Origin of the sequence: Aeribacillus composti, assembly GCF_031760945.1 — a bacterium.
Lineage (GTDB): Bacteria > Bacillota > Bacilli > Bacillales > Aeribacillaceae > Aeribacillus > Aeribacillus composti.
This window is the reverse complement of sequence record NZ_CP134501.1, coordinates 2340840-2363313: the sequence shown is the minus strand read 5'-3', so window position 1 is coordinate 2363313 and position 22474 is coordinate 2340840. Positions and strand designations below refer to the sequence as shown.

Annotated in this window: 28 protein-coding genes; 22 read left to right on the top strand and 6 right to left on the bottom strand. The window is 38.0% G+C overall.

Annotated elements, in window-relative coordinates; genetic code table 11:
• Window positions 1–17: 17 nt before the first annotated feature.
• A complete protein-coding gene (locus tag RI196_RS11410; protein WP_311066256.1) occupies window positions 18–1541 on the top strand; it encodes a carboxypeptidase M32 in 1524 nt (507 codons plus the stop codon).
• Window positions 1542–1684: 143 nt separating this feature from the next.
• On the opposite strand, the gene RI196_RS11405 is transcribed toward RI196_RS11410, so the two are convergent.
• Window positions 1685–2590 carry a COX15/CtaA family protein gene (locus RI196_RS11405; protein WP_063388531.1) on the bottom strand — a complete coding sequence of 302 codons (906 nt, stop codon included), beginning with the start codon at window positions 2588–2590 and terminating at the stop codon, window positions 1685–1687.
• Window positions 2591–3017: 427 nt separating this feature from the next.
• Here RI196_RS11405 and cyoE point away from each other — a divergent pair, with 427 nt between their 5' ends.
• The 6 genes from cyoE (at window position 3018) to ctaG (ending at window position 9007) form a co-directional block, all read left to right on the top strand.
• Window positions 3018–3890 (top strand): heme o synthase, encoded by an 873-nt coding sequence (cyoE, locus tag RI196_RS11400; RefSeq protein WP_232515768.1) that lies wholly within the window; start codon window positions 3018–3020, stop codon window positions 3888–3890.
• 105 nt (window positions 3891–3995) lie between these two features.
• Complete coding sequence (gene coxB, locus RI196_RS11395; protein ID WP_063388529.1) at window positions 3996–5078, top strand: cytochrome c oxidase subunit II; 1083 nt, start codon at window positions 3996–3998, stop codon at window positions 5076–5078.
• A gap of 31 nt (window positions 5079–5109) precedes the next feature.
• The gene (gene ctaD / locus RI196_RS11390) at window positions 5110–6978 is read left to right on the top strand and encodes a cytochrome c oxidase subunit I (RefSeq protein ID WP_063388528.1); all 1869 of its coding nucleotides are present in this window, start codon (window positions 5110–5112) and stop codon (window positions 6976–6978) included.
• On the top strand, window positions 6978–7601 hold the full coding sequence (gene ctaE / locus RI196_RS11385) for a cytochrome c oxidase subunit III (protein ID WP_063388527.1): 624 nt from the start codon (window positions 6978–6980) through the stop codon (window positions 7599–7601). The genes ctaD and ctaE overlap by 1 nt, the downstream gene beginning before the upstream one ends.
• A gap of 2 nt (window positions 7602–7603) precedes the next feature.
• A complete protein-coding gene (gene ctaF / locus RI196_RS11380; RefSeq protein ID WP_063388526.1) occupies window positions 7604–7933 on the top strand; it encodes a cytochrome c oxidase subunit IVB in 330 nt (109 codons plus the stop codon).
• 174 nt (window positions 7934–8107) lie between these two features.
• Window positions 8108–9007, top strand: a complete 900-nt coding sequence (gene ctaG, locus RI196_RS11375; RefSeq protein WP_063388525.1) for a cytochrome c oxidase assembly factor CtaG — start codon at window positions 8108–8110, stop codon at window positions 9005–9007.
• Between the two features lie 32 nt (window positions 9008–9039).
• On the opposite strand, the gene RI196_RS11370 is transcribed toward ctaG, so the two are convergent.
• Window positions 9040–9399, bottom strand: coding sequence for a YugN family protein (locus RI196_RS11370; protein WP_063388524.1), 360 nt, complete (start codon window positions 9397–9399; stop codon window positions 9040–9042).
• 200 nt (window positions 9400–9599) lie between these two features.
• On the opposite strand from RI196_RS11370, the gene RI196_RS11365 reads away from it, so the two are divergent.
• From RI196_RS11365 to RI196_RS11335, 7 genes are all read left to right on the top strand, one after another.
• On the top strand, window positions 9600–9956 hold the full coding sequence (locus RI196_RS11365) for a CBS domain-containing protein (protein WP_094246106.1): 357 nt from the start codon (window positions 9600–9602) through the stop codon (window positions 9954–9956).
• A gap of 135 nt (window positions 9957–10091) precedes the next feature.
• Window positions 10092–11123, top strand: a complete 1032-nt coding sequence (locus RI196_RS11360) for a CAP domain-containing protein (RefSeq protein ID WP_066251847.1) — start codon at window positions 10092–10094, stop codon at window positions 11121–11123.
• An 82-nt stretch (window positions 11124–11205) separates the two neighbouring features.
• Complete coding sequence (locus RI196_RS11355) at window positions 11206–11580, top strand: YlbD family protein (protein ID WP_063388521.1); 375 nt, start codon at window positions 11206–11208, stop codon at window positions 11578–11580.
• 5 nt (window positions 11581–11585) lie between these two features.
• Window positions 11586–11822, top strand: coding sequence for a YlbE-like family protein (locus RI196_RS11350; RefSeq protein WP_063388520.1), 237 nt, complete (start codon window positions 11586–11588; stop codon window positions 11820–11822).
• Window positions 11823–12003: 181 nt separating this feature from the next.
• The gene (locus RI196_RS11345) at window positions 12004–12441 is read left to right on the top strand and encodes a hypothetical protein (RefSeq protein ID WP_063388519.1); all 438 of its coding nucleotides are present in this window, start codon (window positions 12004–12006) and stop codon (window positions 12439–12441) included.
• A gap of 64 nt (window positions 12442–12505) precedes the next feature.
• On the top strand, window positions 12506–12946 hold the full coding sequence (locus tag RI196_RS11340) for a YlbF/YmcA family competence regulator (protein ID WP_063388518.1): 441 nt from the start codon (window positions 12506–12508) through the stop codon (window positions 12944–12946).
• 34 nt (window positions 12947–12980) lie between these two features.
• Window positions 12981–13253, top strand: coding sequence for a YlbG family protein (locus tag RI196_RS11335; protein WP_063388517.1), 273 nt, complete (start codon window positions 12981–12983; stop codon window positions 13251–13253).
• 30 nt (window positions 13254–13283) lie between these two features.
• Here RI196_RS11335 and RI196_RS11330 read toward each other — a convergent pair whose 3' ends face one another.
• Window positions 13284–13673: a DUF7147 family protein gene (locus RI196_RS11330; protein WP_063388516.1), complete on the bottom strand. Its 390-nt coding sequence runs from the start codon at window positions 13671–13673 to the stop codon at window positions 13284–13286.
• 209 nt (window positions 13674–13882) lie between these two features.
• Here RI196_RS11330 and RI196_RS11325 point away from each other — a divergent pair, with 209 nt between their 5' ends.
• From RI196_RS11325 to coaD, 3 genes are all read left to right on the top strand, one after another.
• The gene (locus RI196_RS11325; RefSeq protein WP_311066255.1) at window positions 13883–14008 is read left to right on the top strand and encodes a hypothetical protein; all 126 of its coding nucleotides are present in this window, start codon (window positions 13883–13885) and stop codon (window positions 14006–14008) included.
• A gap of 73 nt (window positions 14009–14081) precedes the next feature.
• A complete protein-coding gene (rsmD, locus tag RI196_RS11320; RefSeq protein ID WP_066251986.1) occupies window positions 14082–14633 on the top strand; it encodes a 16S rRNA (guanine(966)-N(2))-methyltransferase RsmD in 552 nt (183 codons plus the stop codon).
• Window positions 14634–14654: 21 nt separating this feature from the next.
• Window positions 14655–15149 (top strand): pantetheine-phosphate adenylyltransferase, encoded by a 495-nt coding sequence (coaD, locus tag RI196_RS11315; RefSeq protein ID WP_063388514.1) that lies wholly within the window; start codon window positions 14655–14657, stop codon window positions 15147–15149.
• A 40-nt stretch (window positions 15150–15189) separates the two neighbouring features.
• Here coaD and spoVV read toward each other — a convergent pair whose 3' ends face one another.
• Window positions 15190–16410: a dipicolinic acid transporter SpoVV gene (gene spoVV / locus RI196_RS11310; protein ID WP_133309190.1), complete on the bottom strand. Its 1221-nt coding sequence runs from the start codon at window positions 16408–16410 to the stop codon at window positions 15190–15192.
• Window positions 16411–16563: 153 nt separating this feature from the next.
• Here spoVV and RI196_RS11305 point away from each other — a divergent pair, with 153 nt between their 5' ends.
• Window positions 16564–17358 (top strand): patatin-like phospholipase family protein, encoded by a 795-nt coding sequence (locus RI196_RS11305; RefSeq protein ID WP_063388513.1) that lies wholly within the window; start codon window positions 16564–16566, stop codon window positions 17356–17358.
• A complete protein-coding gene (locus RI196_RS11300; protein ID WP_311066254.1) occupies window positions 17348–18370 on the top strand; it encodes a SepM family pheromone-processing serine protease in 1023 nt (340 codons plus the stop codon). Before RI196_RS11305 ends, RI196_RS11300 begins: the two co-directional genes overlap by 11 nt.
• On the opposite strand, the gene RI196_RS11295 is transcribed toward RI196_RS11300, so the two are convergent.
• The gene (locus RI196_RS11295) at window positions 18367–19593 is read right to left on the bottom strand and encodes a nucleotidyltransferase (RefSeq protein WP_066251837.1); all 1227 of its coding nucleotides are present in this window, start codon (window positions 19591–19593) and stop codon (window positions 18367–18369) included. The genes RI196_RS11300 and RI196_RS11295 overlap by 4 nt on opposite strands.
• Window positions 19594–19724: 131 nt before the next feature.
• Between RI196_RS11295 and RI196_RS11290 the strand changes: the two genes are divergently transcribed.
• The 3 genes from RI196_RS11290 to RI196_RS11280 all read left to right on the top strand — a co-directional run bounded on the left by RI196_RS11290 (window position 19725) and on the right by RI196_RS11280 (window position 21824).
• Window positions 19725–20249, top strand: coding sequence for a YceD family protein (locus RI196_RS11290; RefSeq protein ID WP_311067354.1), 525 nt, complete (start codon window positions 19725–19727; stop codon window positions 20247–20249).
• Window positions 20250–20277: 28 nt separating this feature from the next.
• Window positions 20278–20451 carry a 50S ribosomal protein L32 gene (gene rpmF, locus RI196_RS11285; RefSeq protein ID WP_063388509.1) on the top strand — a complete coding sequence of 58 codons (174 nt, stop codon included), beginning with the start codon at window positions 20278–20280 and terminating at the stop codon, window positions 20449–20451.
• Window positions 20452–21230: 779 nt separating this feature from the next.
• Entirely contained in the window at window positions 21231–21824 is a 594-nt protein-coding gene (locus tag RI196_RS11280; RefSeq protein WP_066251829.1) for an RsfA family transcriptional regulator, read from the top strand.
• Between the two features lie 99 nt (window positions 21825–21923).
• Here RI196_RS11280 and RI196_RS11275 read toward each other — a convergent pair whose 3' ends face one another.
• A complete protein-coding gene (locus RI196_RS11275; protein ID WP_063388507.1) occupies window positions 21924–22403 on the bottom strand; it encodes an N-acetyltransferase in 480 nt (159 codons plus the stop codon).
• Between the last annotated feature and the right edge of the window lie 71 nt (window positions 22404–22474).

Below are 22474 nucleotides of genomic sequence, written 5' to 3'. Positions count from 1 at the left end.
TCAATTGGAAGAAGGGGATGATCAAAATGGGCTTAAAAGAAAAAGAACAAAAATTTTTCGATTACTTAAAGAAAATGGAAAGCTATGAAGAAGCATTAAATTTAATGTATTGGGATTTACGGACGGGTGCGCCGAAAAATGGATTGGAGCGGCGAGCTGAAACAATCGGCATTCTTTCTGAAGAGTGGTTCCAGATGTCCGTTTCAGATACTATGAAAGAGTTTCTTGATGAATTAACAGAAAAACATGTTTATGACAATCTCTCTTCGGTGACAAAGAAAGCTCTTCAGGAATGCAAAGAGGAGTATGAAAAAAACATTAAGATTCCGAAAGAGGAATATAAAGAATATGTCATTCTCCAATCAAAAAGCGAATCAGTTTGGGAAGAAGCGAAAGCAAATGCAGATTTCAATCAATTTGCTCCTTATTTAGAAAAATTAATAGAATTCAATAAAAAGTTTATTTCCTATTGGGGCTATAAGGGACATAAATATAATACGCTCCTTCATTTGTATGAACCAGGAATAACTGTGGAGACGCTTGACAAGGTTTTTGCAGAGCTTAAAAAACATATCGTCCCATTAGTACAACAAATTGTAGAATCATCAAAAAAAATCGACGTTTCGTTTTTGCACAAACCGTTTCCGAAAGAAAAACAGCGAAAGTTTTCCGAATATATTTTAAAGGAAATAGGCTACAATTTTGATGCCGGCCGCCTTGATGAAACCGTCCATCCTTTTGAAATTCGAATGAACCGGGGCGATGTTCGAATTACAACAAAGTATGATGAAACAGATTTTCGAACGGCCGTTTTCGGAACCATTCATGAAGCCGGACATGCGATTTATGAGCAAAACATAAATGAAGAACTGGAAGGAACTCCTCTTGCTGACGGCGCTTCAATGGGGATTCATGAATCTCAATCATTATTTTATGAAAATTTAATTGGGCGAAACTATCATTTCTGGAAGCGATATTACAACCAACTTAAAACGTATGCTCCAAACCAATTTACTGGGGTTTCTTTAAATGATTTTTACAGAGCGATCAATGAAGTTAAACCATCGCTGATCCGTATTGAAGCAGATGAATTGACATATTGTCTTCATATCATTGTACGCTATGAAATAGAAAAATTGCTGTTTGAAGGAAATTTGGATGTGTCTGATCTTCCAAAAGTTTGGAATGATAAATATAGCGAATATTTAGGTATTGCTCCAGATCATGATGGAAACGGGGTGCTTCAAGATGTTCATTGGGCGGGAGGAAGCTTTGGCTATTTCCCTTCATATGCTTTAGGATATATGTATGCAACGCAATTGATGCAAAAAATGGAGCAGGATCTTTCGAATGTTGAAGAACTTATTGAAAACGGAGAATTTCAGCAAATTCAAAGCTGGCTGACAAAACATGTTCATCTATATGGCAAAATGAAAAAACCGCTGGAAATATTAAAGGATGCGACTGGCGAATCGTTGAATCCGGCATATTTTATTCAGTATTTAGAAAAGAAATATAAAGACATTTACAGTCTTGATTAAAAGATTCGTTTGGAAAACTTTCCATCGTCAATCAGGGAAAAATTGTTTCGATTTTTAAAATGACATCCCACATTCTTAAAAAAAATAAAAGATGGCGGATATCAGCTCTTTCGCCGATTTCCGCCATCATCAATTCTAAAGGTTTAATCATTCGAAGCTTTTGCCCGGCCTGCAAGAAGAACAAAATAGCACAACAGCCCGAACAAGCAGGAAATAAATAAAGCATGTGCCAAGGCAAGATAAAGATTTAAATCAGACAAGATCACGGATATGCCGGATAATGCTTGGAGAAGAATGAGAATGAAAGCTATAATCCAACCCCAATACATCACTTTTTGATCTTTATAATGTTTTATCGCATGAATAGTGGCAACCGCAATCCAAATAAACAGCAAGCCTGCTGCAAAGCGGTGGCCCATTTGCACCCATTCATGGACGGTTTGCGGGAACAAGCGATTTTCGCTGCAAAAAGGAATGCTTGGACAAGCTAGACTTGCGCCTTTATGCCGAACATATGCACCTGTGTAAATGACAATATAACTGTAAGTAATAATGCCATAAATATGAAATCGCATTTTTTTCCCAATGACAGCATTATCTGCGTCAAATTTTTTATCAACTTCAAAAATCAGCAGAGTAAGCAGCAAAACAGCTGCAAATGAAATGAGGGAAATTCCAAAATGAAGTGCAAGAACGGCATCGGATTGCCCCCATACGACAGCTGCAGCACCGATTAGCGCCTGCAAAACAATAAAAAAGATGGCCAGAAAACAAAGCAGCTTTGTTTCTTTTTTATGCCCGATCGCTTTCCAAGCCCAAATAACAAGACATAAAACAAGGATTCCTGCAATTCCGCTCACAAGTCGGTGTGAAAGTTCAATGATTGTTTCTAATGTCAAAGGGTCTGGAAGAACTTTTCCGTGGCAAAGCGGCCAAGACCGGCCGCATCCTTGAGATGATCCTGTTTTTGTTACGAGTGCTCCGCCAATTAAAACGAATAGCATGACGATTGTTGTCACGACGCCAAGCCATTTTAATAAATAGTGCATGTCTCATTCACCTTCTAACATCTTTAATAAGTTTAAAAAGCCGAAAGAAACTCCATAATGGGTATAGAAACATCAAACTTCGAAACAAATAGTTTCTTGTAGAATCAGAAAAAGCTTGAATATTCAAAAGGAGTTTGCTAGAAATATTATGGGGAAGGCATTTTGCCGAAACGTTCGACCAACTATTATTATAATCGGAAAATATTTTATTTTTAACCGCTTCACAATTTCGACAAACTTTATTCGCGAAATGTACACAAAAAATTGACGAATTATGGTTTAATACTATATGAATGCTTTTTTGTCTCGTGTTTTTTTTATATGATAGAGGCAAACGCTAAATGGTCTCAGATAGGAGGCCGTCCCAGAGGAGGTCATTCAATTGGGTAATACAAGGGGCGAAGTTGTTTTAAACGATCGGCAAGAAATAGAAGTGGCAACTTCCGCTTGGAAAGATTTTTTATCATTAATTAAAATCGGAATCGTCAACTCCAATTTAATCACCACTTTTACCGGAATATGGTTGGCATTATATTTCAGCGGTAAAGGTTTTCTTGAAAATATAGATATTGTTGTGTTTACATTGCTTGGAACAGCAGCTATTATTGCTGGATCTTGCGCAATCAACAATTTTTATGACAGAGATATTGACCATGTAATGGAAAGAACAAGATTACGCCCAACCGTAACGGGCCGTATAAGCTCGTTTCAAGTATTGCTGCTGGGGACCGGCTTCATTTCCATTGGAACGATTTTGCTTCTAATGGTTTCTGTTTCCGCAGCCGTCATTGGTTTGTTAGGCGTGTTTTCCTACATAGTGCTATACACGATGTGGACAAAACGCCAATATACGATCAATACGGTAGTCGGCAGCATCGCTGGAGCTGTTCCGCCGCTGATTGGATGGGCTGCAGTTGATGATTTAAATATCATTGCATGGATTTTATTTCTAATCATGTTTATTTGGCAGCCGCCTCATTTCTTGGCACTTGCGATGAAGCGTTCGGAAGAATACCGTAAAGCTGGAATTCCGATGCTTCCAGTTGTTCATGGCTTTGAGGTGACGAAAAGACAAATCATTGTTTGGGTTGCCTGCTTGCTGCCCCTTCCTTTTTATTTGTTTAGCCTAGGCATTGGCTTCATCGTTTTGGCTACTGTATTGAACATTATTTGGTTGATTTTGTCATTAATTGGACTGAAAATGAAAAATGATTTAAAATGGTCTAAGTGGATGTTTATCTATTCAATTAACTATTTAACCATTTTGTTTGTGGCTATGGTTGCCTTTTCAATAATTTAACGTTCGGTAGTAATTCTTTCTAGATAAGAATTTATTCATAGAAGGAATTCTTCATTTTTTCTTTATGAACAGGATTTAACAAAGAAAGAGGGGTTTGATTTAGCGATGAAAAAGCTGAAATGGCGTCTTTTGTTACTACTTTCAGTCATGACGCTCGTATTGTCAGGCTGCGGCGAACCGTTTATTTCCACGCTGATTCCAGCTGGAGAAGTTGCCGATGAACAATTTTCGCTCATGATGTTGAGTACGGCAATCATGGTGATTGTTGTTGCAGTCGTAACGATTATTTTTATTTATGTCTTAATGAAATTCCGCCGGAAAGGAAGCGATAAAATTCCGGTACAAGTGGAAGGAAGCCATAAGCTTGAAATCATTTGGACTGTTATTCCTATATTATTGCTGATTGTATTGGCAGTTCCGGTAGTTGCTTCCACCTTTAATTTGGCGGATACCGACCCAATGAAAAAAGCGTTGGCAGATGATAAAAATGGAGGAAAAGATCCTCTTGTTGTCAATGTAAGAGCAAGTTTGTATTGGTGGGAATTTGAATATCCTGGCTATGGAGTCATTACAAGCCAAGATTTAGTCTTGCCGACAGATGAAAAAGTTTATTTTAACTTAAAAGCATCAGATGTGAAGCACTCATTCTGGATTCCTCCAGTTGGTGGTAAAATCGATACAAACACAGATAATGAGAACCAGTTCTGGTTAAAAATTGATTCAAAACGTGCGAAGGAAGCTGAAAACATTTTTTACGGGAAATGTGCTGAATTATGCGGACCATCTCACGCATTGATGGACTTTAAAGTGAAGGCGGTTTCCCGAGATGAATTTAATTCTTGGATTAATAAAATGAAAAATTTCAAAGCTGAAACTGTTGCTCAAACAGCGTCTGCAAAACAGGGAGAACAAGTGTTCAAAGATAAAGGCTGTATCGGCTGCCATGCAGTATCACCAGCTGATAACCGACCTGAACAAGCACGAACGGCACCTAACTTAGCTAACTTTGCTGATCGTGAACGAGTAGCCGGCATCTTGGAACACAATGAAGAAAATATTAAAAACTGGTTGAAAGATCCTGAAAAATATAAACCTGGCAACACAATGACAGGCACATACGGTAAGTTGACTGAAGAAGAACTTCAAGCATTAACAGATTATTTACAAAGCCTATCAGTTGAAAAGTAATGCTCACTAATTATAAAAGGGAGGTTACATCGTGAGTACGTTAGCTCGGAAAAAAGGGTTCTGGCCAACGGTTTGGGACTATTTGACAACTGTTGACCATAAAAAGATTGCCATCCTTTATTTAATCGCTGGAGGACTCTTTTTTGTAATTGGTGGAATTGAAGCGCTTTTGATGCGTATTCAATTGGCCATTCCAGAAAATGACTTTGTCAGTGCAGGTACGTTTAACGAATTGATGACAATGCACGGTACAACGATGATATTTTTAGCAGCTACGCCGTTATTGTTTGCATATATGAACGCAGTTGTTCCACTCCAAATTGGGGCTCGTGACGTTGCGTTTCCGTTTTTGAATTCTTTAGGCTTTTGGTTGTTTTTCTTTGGCGGTGTTTTCTTAAATTTAAGCTGGTTTTTAGGCGGGGCACCTGATGCTGGCTGGACGGCATACGCTTCAGTGGCCTTGAATTCTCCTGGACATGGAGTAGACTTTTATATACTAGGGCTGCAAATTTCCGGATTAGGAACATTAATTTCCGGGATCAATTTTCTTGTTACGATTATTAATATGCGTGCACCCGGAATGACATACATGCGGATGCCATTGTTTACATGGACTACTTTTGTAGCATCAGGACTTATTTTGTTTGCGTTCCCACCGCTGACTGTTGGAATTGCGCTTTTAATGTTTGACCGTTTATTTGGCGGGAACTTTTTCAATCCGGCTTTAGGCGGGAATACGATCATTTATGAACATATTTTCTGGATTTTTGGACATCCTGAAGTTTACATTTTAGTTTTGCCGGCATTCGGAATTTTTTCAGAAATTATTCCAACTTTTGCTCGGAAAAGATTGTTTGGGTACACATCAATGGTGTTTGCAACAGTGTTGATCGGATTTTTAGGATTCATGGTGTGGGCGCACCACATGTTTACAACAGGTCTTGGTCCGATTGCCAATGCGATTTTTGCAGTTGCAACTATGACAATTGGTGTGCCGACAGGAATTAAAGTGTTTAACTGGCTCTTTACAATGTGGGGCGGAAGCATCCGCTTTACAACACCGATGCTTTATGCAGTCGGTTTTATTCCATCATTTGTTATGGGTGGTGTAACTGGAGTCATGCTCGCTGCTGCTCCAGCCGATTATCAATACCACGATACTTACTTTGTTGTTGCACACTTCCACTACGTAATTGTTGGTGGTGTTGTATTTGCTATTTTGGCTGCTGCCCATTATTGGTGGCCAAAAATGTTTGGAAAAATGTTAAATGAGACGCTTGGTAAAATAACATTTGTATTATTTTTCATCGGTTTCCATTTAACGTTCTTTATCCAGCATTTCCTTGGTTTAATGGGAATGCCGCGCCGCGTGTTCACATTCTTATCAGGCCAAGGCTTTGATACTGGAAACTTGATCAGTACAATAGGTGCGGTTCTGATGGGGATAGCAGTAGTCGTTCTCTTGATCAATGTTGTGGTTACTTCTGTGAAGGGAGAAAAAGTAGGTGCAGATCCTTGGGAAGATGGACGTTCACTAGAGTGGGCAGTTGCATCACCTCCACCTGAATACAACTTTAAACAAACTCCGCTTGTTCGCGGATTAGATCCTTTATGGATTGAAAAAATGGAGGGCAAAAAAGGCTTAACACCTGCTGAACCGCTAAGCGATATTCATATGCCGAACTCTTCAATCTTGCCTTTTATTATTTCAATAGGCTTATTCATTGCCGCTTTCGGCCTCATGTACCACAATGACTATTCGTGGGGTGTGCCGGTTGCTATTATCGGCTTTATCATTACGTTCGGTACGATGTTTTTACGCTCGATTATTGATGACCATGGATACCATATTCATAAAGAAGACCTTTTAAAAGATGATAATGGGGGGGTTCAGGCATAATGCATGTAGAAGAAAAATTAACGGCTGAAACGTTTCCTGAGCAGCCAGAAAAGGCCACCCTCGAAGGGAAAAATAAGTTTATTGGTTTTTGGGTTTTCTTAGGCGGCGAAACAGTATTGTTTGCCACGTTGTTTGCTACGTTTCTAGCGTTGAGAGATTCCACCGCTGGCGGGGCCTCAACGCAGGAGCTCTTTGACATCAAATTAGTATTTGTAGCGACAATGCTTTTATTAACAAGCAGTTTGACAAGCGTCTATGCAATTTATCATATGAAAAACTTTCAATTTGGCAAAATGCAGTTCTGGTTTGGAGTCACCGTTTTATTAGGTCTTGCGTTCTTAATTTTGGAAATTTATGAATTTAATCATTACATGCATGAATTTGAATTTAAGTTGACAAGCAGTGCGCTTGGTTCAGCCTTTTACACGCTAGTAGGAACACACGGTGCACACGTTGCCTTTGGGCTTCTCTGGATCACAACGCTGATGATTCGAAATGCAAAACGCGGATTAAACTTATACAACGCTCCTAAATATTACGTCGCAAGCCTTTATTGGCACTTTATCGACGTTGTTTGGGTATTTATATTCACAGTTGTATACTTAATGGGAATGGTGGGATAACGATGGTGAGTGAAAATTCTCGTAACCCAAAAGTTGATTTAGCGTTTCGCCGTAAAAAAAATGCGGAAGAAATGAAGCACCAAGTCGTTTCATTTGCGTTAATGATCTTTTTAACGATTGTAGCTTTTATTACAGTAGGATATGATGGAATCGACGAATGGTTGAAAGTTCCATTTATTGTACTGCTTGCATGCATTCAAGTCATTTTTCAGCTATATTATTTCATGCATATGAATCATAAAGGACATGAAGGACCACAGTTTTTCATATGGTCAGGTATTTTTGTCACATTTCTGACGGTTCTTGCCTTTATGACAATTGTCTGGTGGTAAAATACTCTTTATGGAAGCAATCAGTTTTAACTGGTTGCTTCTTTTTTTAAAGGCAATATAAATCTGCTTGCTGAAAGAAATGCAAATTCATAGAACGTTCATTGAAAAAAGAAAAGGAAAGCATGTATAATGAAATGGAATCGACTAGATCGATGATTGAAAGGATTGATTCAGTTGAGTTTAGATATATTTGGCTTTCGCGCTATGTGGAGTCCGCTGTTTTTTATATTTTGTGTTATTTTAATTGTGCTTTACTTATTATTAACCGATTCGCTTCGTCACTATTTTAAAAATTCTGAACCGGTCAGCCTAAAACAAAAATTAGTGTTTATATTGGCAATCGTTCTCCTTTATGTCAGCAAAGGAAGCCCGCTTGATTTGCTGGGGCACATTACATTTACAGGGCATATGGCTTCAATGGCAATTTTGTTTTTAATCGTAGCACCGCTTTTGATTATCGGCGTTCCTGAATGGTTATGGAAGGCTGTTATGGAAAAGCCGGTCATAAAACCTGTTGTAAAATTTTTCACTAAACCGATATTGGCTATGATTTTGTTTAATTTATTTTTTTCCTTGTATCATGTGCCGTTTATTTTCGATACATTAAAATCAAATTATATTTATCATGAGGCGGCTACTACTTTTATTTTCGTTTTTGCCTTTTTTATGTATTGGCCATTGATTGGAAAAAGTCCAAATTGGCATCCAATTGGGGGTCTGAAAAAAATTGCCTACATTTTAGGAAACAGCGTTTTAATCACACCAGCCTGCGGTTTAATCATTTTTGCAGGTGCGCCGCTGTTTGAAACATATTCGAATCCGGAGGCGTGGGTAAAGACTTTAAGCTTATGTGTTCCTTCTGATACGTTGGCTGGGTTGTCTTTGTCAGGCCCGCAAATGTTTAGCGGAATGCCGCTGCTTGAGGATCAGCAGCTTGGCGGCATTATTATGAAAGTGATCCAAGAGCTTGTGTACGGAACATTTTTAGCTCATGTATTTTTTGAATGGGCGAAAAAAGAAAGAGAAAAAGACGACATCGATGTGCAAAATTTGTCTCCTGAACCAAATAAATAAAAAAAAACTGCAGGTTATTTGCCTGCAGTTTTTCAAACAGTTAAGCTTTCAATCGCTTCTTTTGCCCGCTTTAACAGTTTTTCGCTCGACTCAACGATGACAGCTGGAAAATGTTCATCCTCTCCATATTCGACACCATGAGGATAATAATGTTTCCCTAATATTGGAGTTAGCAATTTAATAAGTGCGTAGCGGCCTCCCACATCGCCTTCAATACAATATCCTTGTACTCTTAAATAAAAAACATCGCCCTTATGCTCAAATTTCTTGTCAAACGTCACACGGTCATAATCCCATTGGCCGGCAAGGATAAAACCTAATTCTGACAACGCATCCTTAAGGTGAGACAATTCCACCGTCAGCCCTTCCAGGCCGATTTGTTCAAATTTCATATGTATTTCCCTCCTAAGCGCTTCGAACAAAAAATTGATTTCTCTCTACTGTTTAATAATAGTATGAATAATTAAAACATGCAATGTTATATATATAGCATTTACACAATGTTCAAATAAAATTCGGTATTCAAATGGAGAGCGAATAAAGAAAATCGAAATTTCCCATAATAGATCAAAAAGCATAAGAGGTGTCCTCATTGAAAAAGGTAAAGGAAATTATGTCAACAAATTGTATTTTTTGCACACCGTTAGATAATGTGTTTGAAGCGGCTGTGAAAATGAAAGAGTCAAATGCTGATGCCGTTTTAATCGTTGAAAATGATCAATTAGCAGGAATCATAACCGATCGTGATCTTGTGACAAAAGGAATTGCAGAAAAACGTCCTGGTTCTACGAAAATTACGGATGTAATGAACGACGATGTTGTTACGATCACTCCTGATGCATCAGCAGAAGACGCAGCTGAGATGCTTGCAGCTCATCATATTCATCATTTGCCGGTTGTTGAGGATGGAAAGGTTGTTGGCATTATAACAGAACGTTGTTTTACATGATGAGAAGACAAAAACTACACCATTTAAATGAAAGAAGTGAATTTTTCATGAAATGTTTGCAAAATTTCCCCATTTTTGATTAAAATGACTTAAAACAGAATATATAAGAAACAAAGAAAGAAGAGGGGAATTGAACTGAAAAGAGTTACAAGAATTATATTGATATTTGTAATTATTACATTAACATATATCGTATATGTCACCTTTCAAAAGGAACCAGTACTGCCTCCGGAACAGCAAAATTTTCAAGAGAAAACGGACAAAGAAATAAAAGTGGGGGAAGGAGTTATCTCATTTGTCGGAAGATCTTCCAAAGAAGTACTAAAAACTTTTGGCAAACCTGATCGGATTGATCCATCAAGATATGATTATGAATGGTGGATATACCGAGATGATTTGCAGCAATACAAGCAATTCGGTGTTTTAAACGGAAAGGTCGTTACAGTTTTTGCTATTGGAAAAGAAGTAAATGTAGATCCGTTTCAAATTGGCCAGCCGTCTACCCAAGTATTTCATATTGTCGCTCCCAATTCATTTGTCACAGCAGATATTGGTTTAAACTCATACCGGTTCGAGCTGTCGGAGGATGATCTGAATGTCAGGCCGACAGTCCGTTTGAATGATGATCTTTATGTTCAGTTGTATATGGATAAATTCACTGGAACGTTATCGAGCATTAGAGCTTTTGATGTTCAAACATTAGTAAAACAGCGTCCATATGAAGTTGTATATAGAGGCGAGCTTTTAGAGGCAGAGCCTATAACAGAGGAAGAGCAGCGGAAAATTGAATACGGGGAAGAACAACAAATTGTTGACATAACAAATGTAATTCGAACAATAAATGGTTTAAGTCCTCTTAAGCAGGAAGAAAGCACAGCGAAAGTCGCTTATTCTCACAGCAAGGAAATGAGTGAAAAAGGATATTTTTCTCATGTGTCGCCTGAGAGAGGCTCTCTTTCCGATCGTTTGACATCGGCTGGGGTTCATTTTGAAATGGCTGGTGAAAATATTGCGCATGGATATATGGATGGAATTGACGTAGTCGAAGGCTGGCTGAATAGTGAAGGACACCGAAAAACGCTTCTTGATGAACGGTTCACACATATAGGGGTAGGAGTGTATGAAAAATTTTATACGCAAAATTTTATTGCAAAGCGGGCCAAATGAAGAGGCTCGCTTTTTCATTTTATCACCAATTTTTCCGTTATCGATATATTAAATATAAGAAAAACGTTTATGAGGTGATCGCATGAAAACAAAATCGTTATCAAAACTCGAATTGTTTAAACAATTTATTAAAAAACATCCAAAATTAATAGAAGAAGTCCGCAAAGAAAAGAAAACATGGAAGGAGATTTATGAAGATTGGCAGCTTTTAGGTGAGGAAGATCCTTTGTGGAATAAATACCGATCAAACAGTATGAAAAGCCGTAAACATCAACAAGGTGATTTTCTGAAAAATATTTTACAAACTTTTCAGCATTTAGATGTGGAGACGGTAAACGAACATTTATATAAAATGAATGATGCGATTTCAACCATTCAAAATCTTTTAAAAGAGATCGAGAGCAGCCGCAAATCAGATCCGAATCATTCGCATCCCTTATCGTTTAGAAAGGATTAATAACAATGAGAAAGGACTTGTATTTATATATTCAACAAAATCCCCTTTTAAAGCAATACATTCGCGAAAAGCCATATTGGTACCGCACCTTGACTAGACATCCTGAATTTCTTGAGAAAATGGAAATTAGCATGGCAAATGACTATTATCTAACTCTGCCGCATAAAATAGAAAAATTTTCGAATTCTATTCAAATGATGTCGATGATGCTGGCGATGCTACAAGCATTTCGCGAAAATTAACGGTTCAAATGTGTTTGTAAGAAAATAATCATTTTTCCTAATGGAATGAAAAAAACGGGTTTTTGTTTGTATTCCGCACTCAGCAGCTTCCGAATTTGTGAATGACGCGTCAGCGTCTTTTTTATTTTTAAGCACATGTTTTTACATAAAGTGTTGAAAATATATGAAAAAGGAGGCATCAATGATTATGCAAATGAAATGGCTCGCAATGCTGACGCTTCTCACGGTTATGGCGGCTTGTTCCCCAGAAAAACCGGTACCGGAAGGAAATAAAAAAGACAGCATCGTTCCGACAGAAATTCATGAATCCGACAGAAATGCCATTGAAACGATGAACAGCCAAATAAGAAAATTTCAAGTTCGTCATCATGTAGAAGGAAACAACGTTTATGTAGAATGCTATGTGCCTGATTTTACATTTAACGGTGAACGGAACACGAAAAAAGAAGGAGAAGGTCATATCGTATTATATATTGATGGAAAGAAAAAAAGTGATATTTATTCTGCTGCATTTATTATAAAAGGATTGTCTAAAGGGCGGCACACAATCAACCTGGAATTAGTATATAATGATTCAACCAGCTATCAATTGAAAAAAGAATGGATTGTAAATATATGAGAAACGCAGGCGTTGTAAATAAGATGATGTTCGTGCTACAATCAATATTGGAGGTGTGATCTTAATGGTTACGTCAATGGAAAGCGTTCTGCTTTTAGATGAAGCGGAAGCTTTAGCAAAAATGATAACAGAATCAGAACTTGCGATCGAATATCGGCGTTCATTATATAATTTGCAAAATGATCAAGAAGCTCAAACAATCATTCAAAAATTTGTCAAAATAAAAGAGCAATACGAGGATGTCATGAGATTTGGCAAATATCATCCTGATTATAATCGAATTAAAAGCGAAATGAGGGAAATTAAAAGAGAACTTGATTTAAATGATAAAGTCGCTGCATTTAAAAAAGCGGAAAAAGAAATTCAAAAACTTCTCGATGAAATCAGCATGTATATCGGACGAGCTGTTTCAACAGCCATTAAAGTTCCGACTGGAAACCCTTATTTTGAAATGATGCCTAGCTGTGGATGCGCATCAGGCGGAGCATGCGGCTGTTCAGCTTAAACGGGTTTAGAAGCAAAGGAAAAGGAGAATCGGGATGTTTGAAAAAAGACAGGGAATTATTGTTTGGCTGCATTCTTTAAAATATGTAAAAAGTTTGCGGAAATTTGGAAACATTCATTATGTTTCAAAAAAAATGAAATATGTTGTCCTTTATTGTGATAGAGAACAAATAGACGAAATAATGGACACCATTGCATCATTTTCTTTCGTAAAAAGGGTCGAACCTTCTTACAGACCGCTTTTAAAAATTGAATTTGAATCAAAAGTGGATAAAGCAAAAGAATATGATTATAAAATTGGATTATAAATAGGACAGCCGAGAATTTAGGCTGTCCTACTATTGTAAAGAAGGTATGTATCGGTTCATCCGCAATATGCCGATTAAATGCTGGTAATACAATTCAACATCAGAAAATTGGTCTGAGGGCTTTACAACAAGCTCGATCAGCTCATGACCATATGTTTCGGCAGCCTGTTGAAAAAGTTCAAATCGTTTGTTCGTTTTTTTCTGCGGATTTGGGATGCCTTCCCGGCAAATATAAAGAGGTTGGAAATCACCTATCTCCGTCGGTTTTAACACAATGACGAGCGAACAAACCTCTTTTCCATTTTTTACTGTATAAAGGACTAGAAAGTGCGAAATCCGGTCTTGATTTCTTTTTGCGATTTCCAATAATTCGTATATATCTGAATATCCTTCTCCTAGTTCAATAAATCGCTGGATCATTTTTATCCTTCCTCCAATGGGTATTTGGTTGCTAAATTCATAAGCTAAATGTATTGCGCTTTTGTCCGTAAATAAATGTATCATGAAAATGGAAGAATTGAAAGAATAAAAAAAAGCCTGCAGATTGGATCTGCAGGATCCTTCCTAGCTTTGAAGCAAAATCTTCAAAGCAGAAGGGAAAGGGAGAGGAGAAACCGGAGGAAGAACTTATGGGGAAACGTAAGTCTTCTCCGCGGTTGGCAACAACACCATCACAACTGATGTTGTCACTTTCATTATGGTCAATTGGCAAAAAATTATACTCGCTTCTGCAAAAAAAAGGCTGTCAAATTTAATTGATGATCTTACATTTTCTATGTTAATATTATTCCGAGCCAAAAGGAATTTTGTCAAGTTGTGGTGAATGGTATGAGAGTGGTTTCCGGTGCATTAAAAGGACGAGCATTAAAATCGGTTCCTGGAAAGACGACAAGACCGACGACAGATAAAGTAAAAGAAGCAATATTTAACATGATCGGACCATATTTTGAAGGGGGACTTGCTTTAGATTTGTTTGCCGGTAGCGGCAGTCTTGGAATAGAAGCTTTATCAAGAGGGATAGAATGCTCTATTTTTATTGATAAAGATATGAAAGCGATTCAAACGATTCGAGAGAATTTAGAAAATTTAAAGTTAAACGACTGTTCTGAAGTATATCGCACCAGCGCTGATCAAGCGTTAAAAGCTGTCAGCAAACGCGGGCTGAAGTTTCGGATCATATTTCTGGATCCGCCTTATAAAAAACAAAAATTAGAATCTATTCTAAAGGTAATTCATGAGCAGTCTTTATTGTCAACGGATGGTGTCGTTGTGTGCGAACATAGCTATGAAGTAACATTGCCAGACCAAGTTTTATCACTTGCAAAAACGAAGTCTGAGAGATATGGTATAACAAGTGTATCTTTGTATCAAAATGTTTGAAGTCGGATGGGGGTATTTATTTTGGCAAGCATTGCAGTCTGTCCGGGAAGCTTTGATCCCGTTACATATGGACATTTAGACATCATAAAGCGGGGGGCAAATGTATTTGAAAAAGTGTATGTTTGCGTTTTAAACAATTCTTCAAAAAAGCCGCTATTTACTGTAGAAGAAAGATGTGAACTGCTGAGAAAGGTAACGGGCAACTTACCAAACGTATACATTGAATCCTTTCAAGGGCTGCTCGTTGATTATGCGAGAAGCAAAAATGCGAACGCTATATTGAGAGGCCTTCGGGCTGTTTCTGATTTTGAATATGAAATGCAAATCACATCAGTGAACAGAGTGCTGGATGAAAATATAGAAACTTTTTTTATGATGACAAACAATCAGTATTCGTTTTTAAGTTCAAGTATTGTTAAAGAAGTCGCTAAATACGGCGGAAAAGTTTCTGAGCTTGTACCGTATGAAGTGGAAGAAGCATTAAAGAAAAAATATGAGCATATGTATAAAAAATAATTTTTTGAGGTTCGGAAAATTTTGGTTTCCGAACCTTTTCTTATGTTCCACTTTTATTTCTTAAACGAAAGTAGTAAATCAAAATATACACAATGAGCGTGCAAATCGTGATAACGGGGCCGACTTTGGAAAGGAGCAGCCAATACTCCGTGAGAAAGCTTGGCGTTTTTTCAAATATAAATGCCGGTGCATAACCTTCATTCTTTGACAATAGATCGATATATAAAGGCTTGAATAAGATCAAAGCAGAGAGGCTTGAAAAAATCCCTTGCATAATGCGGGCGAAGAAAAAAGGCTTAAAGCGGATGTCTGTTTCTGCTAAAATGCTTGCCACTTGTGCTTGAACGGAGAAGCCGCTGAATGCCAATATAAAGCTTGTGATGATCACCTTATCCAGCATGGCGGCTTGTGCCTGGCTTGTAAGCTGGCTACCTAATGTTATTTCAAACAGTCCGGAAAAAAACGGAACGGAAAGCTCAGTCGGTATATGAACAAGAATAAACAAAGACGATATGAAAGTTGCTGCTATGTCCGCCACATGAACGATGCTTAAAATTTGATTTAATACCGAAAACAAAATGATAAAGCCCCCGATGACGAGCAGCGTTTGGACAGAATTGAGAACGGCATCCCCGAGCATTTTTCCAAGAGGTTTTTCATTTTGCATTCTCATTTCGTGCATAAGCTGAAACGCTTTTTTAAATGATGGCTTCGAATGTACTGTTTCCTTTTGCGGCTTTTTTTCATCTTTTCCCCAAAATCTCATCGTTAGCCCGACGAAAACATTTCCTAAATAATGCGAAACGGCCAGCAGCAATCCGAGATTTTTATCTTGAAAAAAACCTATTGACACAGCTCCGAAAATAAATAGCGGATTTGAAGAGTTGGAAAAAGACACAAGCCTTTCCGCTTCATGTCTTGAGATCTGGTTTTCTTGTCTTAATCTTGCAGTTAATTTTGCCCCGGCGGGGAATCCGGAAGCCATCCCCATTGCCCAAACGAATCCCCCTGCTCCTGGAACTTTAAAAACGGGCCGCATAAGCGGTTCTAAAAACACGCCGATAAAACGGACCACACCGATTGATATAAGAATTTCCGAGACAATAAAAAAAGGCAGCAAGGAAGGAAAAACAATGTTCCACCACATATGTAATCCCCGCTTTGATGCCTCAAGTGAGGCGTCAGGAAAAAAAATAATCGCGCAGGTGATAAAGAAAATAACGGTTGCGTATAAAGCAGTTTTAATTTTTGCCTCTTTCAATTGTTATGCCCCCTATTGAAAACTGCACACGTATAAGCTGACATGATAGAATGAATAAGAGGTTTTCGTACAACCTATAATTCAATATACGTGAATAGGGTGGCATTTTAGACCATATGATGAATAACAAATTCATGAAAGGGGGCTCCGTTTATGCCGAAACATCCAACAATTGGTGTGGCGTTAGGTTCCGGGGGAGCTAGAGGGTTTGCTCATCTGGGTGTTTTGAAAGTGTTGAAGCAGCATGAAATACCGATTGATATGATTTCCGGTTCGAGCATGGGGGCCCTTGTAGGAAGCTTTTATGCCTCAGGCTTAACTGTTGAACAAATGTATAAATTGGCGGCAGCATTTAAACGAAAATATTTTATCGATGTGACCGTTCCAAAAATGGGGTTTATTCAAGGAGACCGCATTAAACAGTTAATTCGAATTTTTACCCGAAATCAAAATATAGAAGATTTGCCGATTCCTTTAGCGGTCGTTGCAACCGATTTAAATGAAGGGAAAAAAGTTGTTTTTCGAAAAGGTCCTGTTGCGGATGCCGTTCGGGCAAGCATTTCGATTCCGGGAATTTTTGTTCCTTTTTCTTATAACGGCTCGTTATTAGTTGACGGAGGAGTGATTGAACGGGTTCCCGTTTCAGCGGTGAAAGAAATGGGGGCTGATATCGTAATAGCGGTCGATGTATCACATGTCAAAAAAGAAGCTCGCATTCAGTCCATTTTTGATGTCATTATGCGGAGTTTAGACATTATGCAAAATGAGTTAGCGCAGCATCGAATAACATCAGATGTAGTGATCTGCCCGCGTGTTGAACATTTTCACAGCGGAGCGTTTACGAAAATTGATGAAATTATTAAACTCGGTGAAGAGGAAGCAACGAAACATATTGATGAGATCAAGAATAAGATCAACCAATGGAAGGAGACCAATCATGAAAAGTAAACGCATTATTATTTCTCTTATCATCAGCATCATTGTCGCACTCTCCGGTTCCTTCATCAAGCTCCCTTATTATATTACAAAACCGGGATTGGTCAATGATTTATCCAATATGATTCATGTTGAAAACGGATATAAGGAAGAGGGCAGCTTTTCGTTAACAACAGTCCGTTTCGGGAGAGCAACATTATTTACGTATTTATGGGCGAAAATGCAGAATGATTATGAGATTATGCCGATTCAACATGTCCGCCAAGAAGATGAATCTGATGAGGAATATATAAAACGTCAAATACATATAATGGAAGCTTCACAAAAAGCTGCGATTACCATCGCCTATAAAGAAGCCGGCAAAAAAATTACTATTCAAAATAATGGCGTTACAGTATTGGAGGTTATGAAAGAAGTACCGGCAAGGGAAAAATTAAAAGTTGGCGACCGAATCGTCGAAGCCGATGGAATGAATATAAAAACTTCAGAGCAATTCACTGATTATTTAAAAGGGAAGAAAAAAGGCGATCATATATCACTAAAAATAAACAGAGATGGAAAAATAATTGAAACATCAGTAGAACTTGTCCAAATTCCTGGTTATCCTAATAAAACGGGTCTCGGTGTTGGCGTCGTGACGGATAAAAAATTGACGACTTCACCAGGTATTACTATCAATACAAAAGACATCGGCGGTCCTTCAGCAGGTCTGATGATGGCTCTTGAAATTTACGATCAGCTGACGAAAACGGATTTAACAAAAGGATTAGATATTGCTGGAACAGGAACGATTAATGAAAAAGGGGAGATAGGTCCGATCGGCGGCATTTCACAAAAAGTGATAGCAGCAGACCGTGCTGGGATTGATATATTTTTTGCCCCTAACGAAAACGGCAAGAGAGGCTCCGATTATGAAGAAGCGCTGAAGACACGAGACTCCATTCATTCTGATATGAAAATCATACCGGTGGATACATTTGATGATGCCGTCCATTATTTAGAAACAATGAGGACTTCCGGTTAAGGAAGCCCGTAACGTATAGGAGGCATTGTATACTCGAGCTTCATAAACTCGGTTGCGGCAGGTTCGTTGAGGATGAGCGCATAAACATTTGTCGCTCTGAGATCCATTTCCAATACATCTGAAGAATAGGACGAAACTTTAGAAATAAGCGGCAGCTCCAACTGTTTTTTAACAGCTTGCAAATAGCTTTGCCCCCGCCCTGACATTCCGAGCAAACGAATATACGGGGCTTTTTTCGTTTTTAATATGCTCGCCATTTCTTCTTTTTTCGTATTGGTCAAAAGATAGGTGCATAATCTTTGCAATCTTGTCCATGTGTATCTTTTCGTTTTCAAGAGAGATAGAAACTGGTGGAATGATGCAGCCCTTTTAATATGGTGAACAACGCGGTGTTCCAAGCCTTCGTCCATTTCATATATTTCTTTTAATTCTGTTAAAGTTTTGGACAATATAGAATATTTTAAAAATGGAAAGTAAAGCTCCCAATCGTGAAAGGCTGAATAAGTTTGTTTATAATTCAGTAAAATGCGAAACGAACTTTCCGGAACATAATGTTTCATGGAAGACAAGTTTTGTTCATGAACAATGTTTTTTCGGATGCTTGTTGCGCTGGCAATGCTCGGGTGATGGTATGATTCATCATGGTAGCCGGCGCCAATTCTCTCGATTGTAAGAGGCTTCATCGAGCTTTTTTGTTGAACAATGGCTTTGACATATTGAAATCCTAATATATTGTTCGGTTTGCTTAAATCTAATAGCGTTTTTTCCCCGGAAGCAATTTTTTGAAAAGCAATGGAAACGGCCTTTGGATAACTGTTGCCTTTCGAAAGCGCTGTTTTCAAAAGATGAACGAAATCATCGCTTCTTTTCTCCAGCAGTTCATATGTTTCAAGAAAAGCGTCAATTTTTCCGACCTCGCTTCCGAAACATAGTGAATCACAGCCAAGCGCATCTAAAATCGACACGGCGCCGCTGGCGAAAATTTCTGCGCTTTGCGTTGAAAAGGCAAACGGAAGTTCAAAAACTAAATCTGCGCCGCCTGCTAGAGCCATTTCTGTTCTCGCCCATTTTGAGACGAGTGCCGGCTCTCCCCTTTGCAAGAAATGACCGCTCATCACTGCAATGACAATATCAGCATTTGCTTTCTTCTTTGATTCGGCTAGATGGTGTAAATGACCGTTATGAAATGGGTTATATTCTACAACAATTCCGACCGCCTTCAACTCCATCACCTTCTTTTTCAATTCATCAATATATTTGTGCAATAATGCCTATATTATAGTGTAAAGGAAAAATATTGACAAATACTTATTTGAAAGCTATAATAACCTTTGTTGTCTTGAGGTGATATATGTTGAAATGGTCTGTTCATCAATTATATAAACTGCAGAAAAAAGGCTTACAAATCAATGAAGATGTCGATCTATATGATCTTGTCCAAAATCATCCTGATTTGCGGGAGATAACTCCTGTTCATGTTCAAGGACATGCAGATATAAGCTCTATGAAAGTCATCTTTCATTTAACAATTACTGGCGAAATGACGCTTCCTTGCGCAAGAACACTTGTTGATGTTAAATATCCATTTGAAATCCGCACATCGGAAACGTTTTTGTTTAGCTCCGACGAGTATGAAACGAGTGAGCAAACACATGTTGTTCAAGGAGAAGTCATTGATTTAATGCCAATCATTCATGAGCTTGTCCTTTTAGAAATTCCGCTTCAAGTGTTTAGTGATGAAGAGGAAAACAAGCAGGAAGCAGCACCTCAAGAAGGAAAGTTTTGGAAGTTAATAAATGAGGAAGAACAACAAAACAAAATTGACCCAAGATTAGCTAGCTTAGCTAAGTTATTGGATAAGAAAGAAAATGATTCTTAAAGCATTGCTCTGTAAGGAGGTGGGAAAAATGGCAGTACCTTTTAGAAGAACATCCAAAACGAAAAAAAGATTGCGCCGTACACATTTTAAATTACAAGTTCCAGGTATGGTAGAATGTCCAAACTGCGGAGAAATGAAGCTGGCGCACCGCGTATGCAAATCTTGCGGAACATACAAAGGCAGAGAAGTAGTAAACAAATAATGAAAAGTGACCATACCCATGTCAAGTAGACAATTTAGCTGCGGCCTTTTCTCGATATTCAGTCGGGGAAAGGCCGTTACATTTTGTGAAAGCAAATGCGGCTTAAGATCTGCTTGAACGGCTTGATCGTTTTGGACTTTCTGTATTAAAGCGCGAGAAAAAGCTTTTCAATACATACATATTTTTTCTCCTGGCACAAAGGCTTCCTTGAATCTTTGAAAATTTCTTAATCCATTCTGCAATCTGTGCATCCTCTTTATTCCTAAGGCTCCATGAAGCTGCCGAGAAAACGATCCTTCCTCTAATGTTAAGCGAACGACTTCACGAATATGAGTAGAAGATTTGTCCTTTTAGCATAAATCTCCTCCAAGCTAGACTCTAAAAAATATCCTCTTTTTTGACAGCCAGCCTGCTGGCGGAATGGGAAAAGATGTGAAGAAAATGTCGAATGCCGAATTAGAACAACCGCTTCTTCCAAATTTACTAATGCATCTCTCAATTCTCCCTCGATTTTCAAAAAAAAACTTTTTAGGAAGCAGAAGAAATGTCAATGAAAGAAGCACATTCTTTTTCCTTTCAACTAAAACTGTGCTTCTATCGTTTCTATTACAGGCATATATATTATTAAAAATTGCATGAAATAGTTGAGATGAGGCAAAAAGCTCGCATCACAAAATTTAGAAAAGAGAATGGAAGCAACAATTGATTTGTTACATCTCATTCTATTTTTAAAAAATCATTTTTAAGAAAAAGTCAAATCAAAACGGAGGGATGAACAAATGGCGGTGACACGGCAAGATGCATGGACAGAGGATGAAGATCTGCTCTTGAAAGAAATTGTTTTGCAGCATATTCGCGAAGGCGGAACACAACTAAAGGCTTTTGAGATCGTTGCGGAGAAACTTTCAAGAACGGCTGCTGCATGCGGTTTTCGCTGGAATTCATATTTGCGAAAAAAATATGAAACAGACATTGAACTTGCGAAACAGGAACGTAAAAAATTTAGACAGCAAAAAGAAAAGAAAAATTCCGAAAAAAAGCTGCTTCATTATGAGGAAGCAGGTGGAAGATCGGAAATCACTATCGATGATGTGATTGCTTTTTTAAAGTCTACACAGCACCAACCGGTGAACAATCGGTTGGAAGAAGAAAATAAAAGCTTGCGTGAAAAAATCTCTTTTCTAGAACAAAAAGTAGAAGAATTTAAAAACGAAAATGAACAATTACATGAACAATTGAAAAAGATTGAAAATGAATTTTACGCTTTTATTAAAATGATGGAAAAAGTGAGGGAACGAGCAGGATTGAAAGAAGAGGCGGAGGAAGAAAAAATGAAACATAAAAAAAGACCGTTTCAGTTCGGTCAGGAATGAAAAAAGGGAGATTCTAAAAATAGATGAAACCGACAAAGCGTGCCGGTTTCATCAACTATCGACTTCTGACTTTGAAAAAGACGCTGCCAGCGTCTTTTTTTAATGAGCGCCCTTTTCTTTGACAGTGACACCGTTAGGATACCAAACGAGAGGATTTTCTCCACGATCTCGTTTCATATCATACTTTACAGGGACAAAGCCCATCTTTTCCCAAAAGCCAGCCGATTTCATACGCGGATTTGTTTTTATAGGCAAGCCGAACGATTTGGCAAAATCAACCAGCGCTTTTCCATACCCTTTTCTTTGGTATTCAGGAAGCACTTCCAATTTCCATAACTCAAGATAGTCCTGTTTTGGCTCAAAATATTGATCATATTTTTTATCCACCCGATATAAACTCATCCGGGCAATTAATTTGTCTCCGTAGTAAATCCCGTAAAAGGGCGAATCGCTGTTATTTTCGATAATATTTGCTTCTAAATCCTCCAGCATGGATAATTCTTGTAAACCGTATTCTTTAAATTTTTTAAATTCCTCTAAAGTTTTATAATTGACTAATAATTTTTCCACTTTTACCATGGCGAATCTCCCCCAATTGCCGCTATAATGATAGACGCCTTTTCACTCACATTATACTAAACATAAAGAGA

Coding starts and splice junctions, on each gene's coding strand:
- RI196_RS11370 (WP_063388524.1), bottom strand. CDS start 9,399: ATGAAATTTGAACAAATCGGCCTGGAAGGGCTGACGGTGGAATTGTCT.
- ctaF (WP_063388526.1), top strand. CDS start 7,604: ATGGTGAGTGAAAATTCTCGTAACCCAAAAGTTGATTTAGCGTTTCGC.
- RI196_RS11280 (WP_066251829.1), top strand. CDS start 21,231: ATGGCGGTGACACGGCAAGATGCATGGACAGAGGATGAAGATCTGCTC.
- rsmD (WP_066251986.1), top strand. CDS start 14,082: ATGAGAGTGGTTTCCGGTGCATTAAAAGGACGAGCATTAAAATCGGTT.
- coxB (WP_063388529.1), top strand. CDS start 3,996: ATGAAAAAGCTGAAATGGCGTCTTTTGTTACTACTTTCAGTCATGACG.
- RI196_RS11350 (WP_063388520.1), top strand. CDS start 11,586: ATGAGAAAGGACTTGTATTTATATATTCAACAAAATCCCCTTTTAAAG.
- RI196_RS11345 (WP_063388519.1), top strand. CDS start 12,004: ATGATTATGCAAATGAAATGGCTCGCAATGCTGACGCTTCTCACGGTT.
- RI196_RS11335 (WP_063388517.1), top strand. CDS start 12,981: ATGTTTGAAAAAAGACAGGGAATTATTGTTTGGCTGCATTCTTTAAAA.
- RI196_RS11325 (WP_311066255.1), top strand. CDS start 13,883: ATGGGGAAACGTAAGTCTTCTCCGCGGTTGGCAACAACACCATCACAA.
- RI196_RS11340 (WP_063388518.1), top strand. CDS start 12,506: ATGGTTACGTCAATGGAAAGCGTTCTGCTTTTAGATGAAGCGGAAGCT.
- RI196_RS11300 (WP_311066254.1), top strand. CDS start 17,348: ATGAAAAGTAAACGCATTATTATTTCTCTTATCATCAGCATCATTGTC.
- ctaE (WP_063388527.1), top strand. CDS start 6,978: ATGCATGTAGAAGAAAAATTAACGGCTGAAACGTTTCCTGAGCAGCCA.
- RI196_RS11405 (WP_063388531.1), bottom strand. CDS start 2,590: ATGCACTATTTATTAAAATGGCTTGGCGTCGTGACAACAATCGTCATG.
- RI196_RS11275 (WP_063388507.1), bottom strand. CDS start 22,403: ATGGTAAAAGTGGAAAAATTATTAGTCAATTATAAAACTTTAGAGGAA.
- RI196_RS11330 (WP_063388516.1), bottom strand. CDS start 13,673: ATGATCCAGCGATTTATTGAACTAGGAGAAGGATATTCAGATATATAC.
- RI196_RS11355 (WP_063388521.1), top strand. CDS start 11,206: ATGAAAACAAAATCGTTATCAAAACTCGAATTGTTTAAACAATTTATT.
- RI196_RS11410 (WP_311066256.1), top strand. CDS start 18: ATGATCAAAATGGGCTTAAAAGAAAAAGAACAAAAATTTTTCGATTAC.
- rpmF (WP_063388509.1), top strand. CDS start 20,278: ATGGCAGTACCTTTTAGAAGAACATCCAAAACGAAAAAAAGATTGCGC.
- RI196_RS11305 (WP_063388513.1), top strand. CDS start 16,564: ATGCCGAAACATCCAACAATTGGTGTGGCGTTAGGTTCCGGGGGAGCT.